The organism is uncultured Maricaulis sp. (assembly GCF_905480005.1).
Taxonomy (GTDB): domain Bacteria; phylum Pseudomonadota; class Alphaproteobacteria; order Caulobacterales; family Maricaulaceae; genus Maricaulis.
The window spans coordinates 1-6,294 of sequence record NZ_CAJQOO010000141.1 but is presented as its reverse complement, the minus strand read 5'-3'; the positions used below and the strand labels follow the sequence as shown (position 1 = coordinate 6,294).

At 63.8% G+C, this 6,294-nt stretch carries 5 protein-coding genes; 3 read left to right on the top strand and 2 right to left on the bottom strand.

Annotated elements, in window-relative coordinates; translation table 11 throughout:
* Positions 1 to 1,097: hypothetical protein (locus QZ266_RS12655; RefSeq protein ID WP_295695711.1), on the top strand; the 1,097-nt coding region annotated here is incomplete at its 5' end.
* 280 nt (positions 1,098 to 1,377) lie between these two features.
* Positions 1,378 to 3,822, top strand: a complete 2,445-nt coding sequence (locus tag QZ266_RS12650; RefSeq protein WP_295695710.1) for an EAL domain-containing protein — start codon at positions 1,378 to 1,380, stop codon at positions 3,820 to 3,822.
* Positions 3,823 to 4,143: 321 nt separating this feature from the next.
* On the opposite strand, the gene QZ266_RS12645 is transcribed toward QZ266_RS12650, so the two are convergent.
* Positions 4,144 to 4,692 (bottom strand): methyl-accepting chemotaxis protein, encoded by a 549-nt coding sequence (locus tag QZ266_RS12645; RefSeq protein ID WP_295695708.1) that lies wholly within the window; start codon positions 4,690 to 4,692, stop codon positions 4,144 to 4,146.
* Positions 4,693 to 4,867: 175 nt separating this feature from the next.
* On the opposite strand from QZ266_RS12645, the gene QZ266_RS12640 reads away from it, so the two are divergent.
* Positions 4,868 to 5,857, top strand: a complete 990-nt coding sequence (locus tag QZ266_RS12640) for a thermonuclease family protein (protein ID WP_295695706.1) — start codon at positions 4,868 to 4,870, stop codon at positions 5,855 to 5,857.
* Positions 5,858 to 6,086: 229 nt separating this feature from the next.
* Here the strand turns inward: QZ266_RS12640 and QZ266_RS12635 are convergent.
* The coding region (locus QZ266_RS12635) for a sigma factor-like helix-turn-helix DNA-binding protein (RefSeq protein ID WP_295695704.1) at positions 6,087 to 6,294 on the bottom strand (208 nt) is incomplete at its 5' end.

The window sequence follows — 6,294 nt, the reverse complement described above, 5'->3', positions numbered from 1 at the left end:
CCAATGCCTACGCCGAACAATATATCTATGAGCGGACCGGCGCGTCGCTGAACGGGACGAGTTTCTCGGATATCCGCAGTGCGTCCCAGGTCCTGTCCGAGCGCGGCAATCTGATGGTGACGGCCACGGCCTCCACCCTGGATCCGTCCAATGTCGGCTATGCCCGTGAACTCGGCTTCCATGCCGGTGTCGAGCTGACCGATACGGAGAGCGGCCGGTCCATGAAATTCGGTGTGGGTGAGGGCGCTCTGGCGCTGTCCAGCCAGGCCGGCTTCAACCTCTTCTCGGACCATCGTCCGGAGAGTGGCGGTGTCAATCCGGTTCTCGGCTTTGCCTCGGGCGGTGCCTATGCAGCCAGCGCCTTTGACCTGGTCGGTGATCTGGAGCTTTCCTTTGGTGTCACAACGACTTACGAGCAGGCGCTCTATGTCATGCCGGGGACCGGTGAGGAACGCGCCCTGTTTGAGGGTGTCGCACCCTATCAGGCCTTCGCTGCCAATCTCGATCTCAGCTATCCGCTGAGTGACCGTGTCACGGTCAATGGCTCGCTGACGCAGCTGCACGAGGCGAGCGGCCTGCTCGGTGCCCAGGGCAGCAGTATCCTGGCCCTCGAGGGCGGTGCGGACACGACCGCCCTGACCTTTGGTCTCGACGCCCGGCCCTCTTCGCGGATATCTCTGAGCGCGTCGATGACCATGGCCCAGACGCGGACCACGGCCTTTGATGGCGGGCTGCTGGACATCGCCGATCGTATCGACAGCACTGCGGCCCAGGTCTCCATCCGCTACGAGGCGCTGTTCTCGAACAATGATGGTGTCCGCTTCAGCATGGTGCAGCCGCTCCATATCGAACGGGGTGCCCTGAGCTATACCGGCATGGCGGTCACCGATCGCGAGACCGGCGAACTCGCCGTCGAGAGCGATGTCTGGGAGCTGGGAGGCCGACGTCCGGTCTATGCCGAGGTCATCTATGTGACCGAGCTGGGCTCTTCGGATCGACGCGTGAGCCTCTTCAGTCGCCAGCAATTGTCCGGTGATGAGCAGGTCTCCGAATTCTCCGCTGCGACCAGCGGTGTCCGCTTCGAAATGCGCTTCTGATCCACTCGGCAGTGCGTTGAAAGAGGGCCGTCGGCGAAAGCCGGCGGCCCTTTTCGTTTGCCCCCCAGGCCTGCCGGTGGGCCTAATTAAGCATTCCTTCAGCCCGCGCTGGTAGAGTTATGCATCAAACCCGTCCAGACGGCGCGTTCGGAGAGTATTTGTGCATTTGCTCGCAAACCCACTGACGGTGATTGCACTTGTCCTGAGCCTTTCCCTGGCTCTGGCGCCTACGGATGTACGCGCACAAGAACCTGAAATTATTGAGAATTTCGCGGATGCCGTGAGCGCGTCGCAAGCCGCGATGATGCGTGATCCGACGGCCGCCCTGTCACTGTCAGAACGTGCCGAGGATCTGGCTCGCCGGCTCATAATTAATGAGCGCGATGAAGCGATGGCGACGGCCTGGTGGCTTCAGTCCGAGGCGCTGACCCGTATGGGGCGTGCCGAGGATGCCTACCCGATCGCGCTCGCGGCGCAGTCGCGTCTGGGCGAGACGCCGGCCGAGACAAAACTCCTGGCGGACATCTTCACTTCGCTCGGGCGAATCGAGAAAGTGCTGGGCGAGCACGGCGATGCGCTGGAGAATTATCAGCGCGCCTACGAGATCTATCGTGATCTGGGCGAAAGCCGCAGCGAGTCGATCGCGCTCCAGTCGATGGCGTCCATCTATACCGATGCCCGGCAATATGAGCGGGCGGTGGAGTATTTCCAGAATGCGCTCGAGCGCTATCAGGATCCCTCGCTGGACCTTGCCGCCCACAATAATCTCGCCAACGCTCTCACTCAGCTTGAACGCTATGACGAGGCCGCCCTTTCCTTCGAGCAGGCACGGACCCTGGCCAATACGATGGGCAGCGCCATCCTTGAGGCGCGCGTGCTCAACAATCTGTCCAACATGCAGCTGGAACAGGCTGATTATGACGGCGCGGAAGCGTCCATCGATGCCGCCTTCTCCCTGGTTGAGGATAATGGCACGTTCGAATGGGTCCGCTTCTTCTGGGGCGTCCGGGCCCAGATCGCTTTCGGTCGAGGGGATTCCCGGCGGGCTGTCCGCTTCCTGAGCGTGGCTTTCCGCGATGTCGACGTCGAAACCACCTCGCAGAATTATACCCCACTGCACGGCAGCGCTGCCGAGATTTATGCCGCGCATGGTGACTGGGTCTCCGCCTATGCTCATCTGCAGGCGTTCAAGCGCCTCACCGATGAGCGCGCGGCCTTCGCGAGCTCGGCCAATAGCGCCCTCGTCGGCGCCCAGTTCGATTTCGCCGAACAGGAACTCGAAATCCAGCAATTGCGCACCGAGGGCCTCGAACAGGCGCTCGAACTGGCGCGGGCGCGGCAGGCCCGGAACATGATGATCGCCCTGGGTCTGGGGGCGGGTTGTATCTGCATCGCCGGCATCGTGTTCGCGCGCAGCCGCGTCGCGCGCGCGAACGCGCGGGCATTGTCGGAAAGCCTCTATACCGATGCGAGCACCGGGCTGCCGACCCATGCGGCCATGCTGCGCGACCTGGCGAAGGTCACGGCCGAGACAGGCGAGGCGCCGGTGGTCATCTCTGCGCAGATCAAGCGCAGCAAGCATTTGTCGGGCGCCCTGGGCTATCGTGTCTACTCGCGCTTCGAGCAGGCCGTCGCGGCGCGCCTTGCCGGAGGTGCGTATCCGGTGACGGTCTACAGGCTCCTGCCGGGTCTCTTCGGACTTCTGCAGCCCTCTGCCGACACGCGCGAGGCCAATGCCGTGGCCCGGGGTGTCGCGGGATTGTTCGAAAACGCGGTCACAGTCGACGATCTCAGTATCGATGTCGGTATTGTGTGTGGTCTGGCGCGCGACAGCGACCCCGAGACGGCCGTGCGTCACGCCCATTTGGCCATCGACCAGGCCCACCACCTCAATGTGCCGCATGCCGAATTCGACGAGGCGTTGTACGGTAATCCTGCAGCGAACCTGTCCCTGATGAGCGAGATGATGCGGGCGACCGAGAAGGGCGAGATGTCGCTCTACTACCAGCCCAAGCTCAAAGTGCGCACCGGCAGGTTTGAAGCCGTGGAAGCGCTCAGCCGCTGGTTCCACCCGGAGCGCGGCTTCATCTCGCCGGACCAGTTCATTCCCCAGGCCGAGGAAACCGGGCATATCCGGCCCTTCACCGAATGGGTGATCCGACAGAGCATCGCAGATCAGCAGCGACTTCTGGGCGAGGGCAAGCCGATCTCCATCGCGATCAATATCTCGGGCGCCCTTGTGGGTGATGCCGATTTTGCGCGCAAGGCGCGCGCCCTGATCGTCGGCGCCAGCGGGCCGATCACGTTCGAGATCACCGAGACGGCCGTGATGACCAATCCGGAGAAGGCCATCGAGCATCTGAACCTCTGGCGCGAATCCGGCGCCCGGATCTCGATCGATGATTATGGAACCGGTCAGTCCTCGCTGGCCTATCTGCAGATGATCCCGAGTGACGAGCTGAAGCTGGACCGTCAATTCGTGTCCAATCTGAACGCCAATGCGCGCGGTCGCATGCTGATCAAGTCAACAATTGACCTGGCTCACAATCTCGGTCTGGAAGTCGTCGCCGAAGGGGTTGAGACCGAGACCGATTTTGCCGCTCTGAAACTGCTTGGCAGTGACTGGGTTCAGGGCTTCCTCCTGTCCAAACCCCTGCCGATTGCCGATCTGGCCGGGTTTCTCGCCGCGCCGGAGGCGACCATCCGGAAATCGCGCCGCGTCTGATGCGCTGACGGGACGGGGCTGTAAGCGGCGCGATCCCGGTCCGGACGGCGTCAATCCCCACACCCGCACGACATCCGGTCTCGCCGTCCCGGGCTTGCAAGGCCCGCTTGCGGAGCGCCGGCTTCGATCAGTGCCTCACCCGACAGGATGCCGGGCTTCAGGGCGGCAGGGCCAGACAGGATCAGGGGCTGCGGAAGGATCCGAAACGCGGGATGAGCGCGCTCGGGTTCCGGTGCCTCACCAGACCAGAGCTCGCCCGAAACGCAAAAGGGCGGGGCCTTTCGGCGCCCGCCCTTTCAGGTCTGTGTCAGTGATCGCGGTCTAGCGAACCTGTTCGCGCAGCGTGCTGAGCTGGTGCGCCACTTCCTGCGTCGCCTCGGTCATCTGGTCGACAGCTTCCTTGCCGCGGGCCACCGACTCGCCGGAGCCGCGCACGCCGTCGAGGATTTCCTTGACCTCATTGTCGAGGGCCGAGATCCGCGCAGCGATGTCTTCGGTCGCCTTGGCTGTCTGACCGGCCAGGGCTTTGACTTCGCCGGCAACGACCGCGAAACCGCGGCCGGCATCGCCGGCACGGGCGGCTTCGATGGTGGCGTTCAGGGCCAGGAGATTGGTCTGGCTGGCGATCGCTTCGATCGTTGAGAGAATGGCATTGATGCGCTGGGAGGCATCGGTCAGGGCTTCGACCCGGCGCTCGAGCACCTGGCTGGATTCCTCGACCTGATTCATCGCATCACGGGCGACCTGCGCCGCTTCGGCGCCCTGGGAGGCGCGTGCCGCGGATTCGCCAACGGCTTCGGCGATGGCGTGAGCATCGGTCGTGGCGCCCATCGGGGCAGCGGCATCATCGGTATAAGCGTAGGCGTTCATCGAAGGGGTGTCCCTAGCTGAGAGATTGGCGTTCAGATCTAGCGCGAGATAGTAAACGGAATGGTAAACGGCGGCGCATTCAGTGTGTTTTCCGCCAGTATGGACTTGAAGAATGCAACTATAAAGTGTATGAAATGGTAAGGGTCAGCAAGGGGCGAGAAAAGGAGGTGCAGTGATGCATCGATCTGTTTGTCTCGTCCTGGGTCTCGCCGCCTGTGGTCCAACCGCAGCGGCGCCGGAAGACGCGCAGGACACACACCCCGCAACCGGTTCAATTGCCGTCCTGTCCGGGCGTGCCCCCGACATCTCTGACTTCCCCGACGCCCCCGACGCGCCCGCCCTGACGCTCATCCAGGCGAGCGATGAATCGGGTCTTGCGCCGGATGGTGCCCCGGTCATGCCGGTCGTCCCGCCGCCGCAAGGAGAGGCGGGGGAGGAGGGGCGTTTCCTCGGCATGGCCGGTGCGCTGACCCTCCAGCTGGAGACCGCGGATGGTGTTCTGGAAGTCCGCCTGGCGGAGGTCGACACGCCGGTGCCGGAGCAGACGGAAATCTGGCTGGCCGACTGGCTGGAAGGCCGGCAGCTATCGCTGACTTATTCCGGTCTGCGGCGCGATCGCTATGACAGGGCGCTGGCGCATGTGTCCGCGGTGATGCCGGATGGTGAGACGGGTGCGGATGGCGAGGCGCCGGCCTGGCTTCAGGCCCGCCTGGTTGCCGCGGGACTGGCTCGCGTGATGAGCCATGCCGATAATCAGGCGCATGCCGCCACATTGCTCCGCCTCGAGGCCGAGGCGCGACGTCGTCGCCTGGGGATGTGGGGCGATCCGGACCATGCAATCCGCGACACTCATCCCGATGCCCGCGCCCAGGATATCGGCTCGTCCCAGATCGTGGAGGGCCGGGTTACCGATGCCGTCCGGCTCGACTCGGGGCGCATCTATCTCAATTTCGGGTCGGATTATCGCAGCGATTTCACAGTGCGGATCGACGCGGCGGACAGCCAGGATTTCCTTGATGCCAATCTCGGGCCGGAGGAATTGCTTGGGCGCCGCGTCCGGGTGCGCGGCTGGCTGGTCGAGGAAAACGGACCGATGATCCGGCTGGACCATCGTGCGCGTCTGGAAATTGTGGCGGAGGATGCCGGCGAGGCGCGGCCTCGCTGACTGTGAGGGTCGCGGTGGCAAGCCGGCCCGGCTTGTGCGGTCCAGCGCCGTGCAGACTGACGGTACCGCGGAGGGAGGGCTCCGCGGCACCGTGGCCATCTTGTTGGTTGGGTATCGTTTGTGACGCTTATTGCCTGGGGGCGATAAGCGGTTGGGAGCGATAATCGGCTCGGGGCGACTATTCGCCAGGGACGATTATCGGCTGGGGATGATTATTGGCCTGGCACCCTTATTGGCTCGGGATCAGGCCGGCTTCGACCGGGTCGCCGACAGCATTGCACAAATGGGTGCGCAGCTTCGCGAGAGCGGCGCTTTCGATCTGGCGGACCCGTTCCTTGGAGATGCCGAGGGTCTGACCCAGGGTTTCCAGGGTCGATCCCTCCTCGGTCAGGCGGCGTTCGCGGATGATGAATTGCTCGCGCGGATTGAGACCCTCA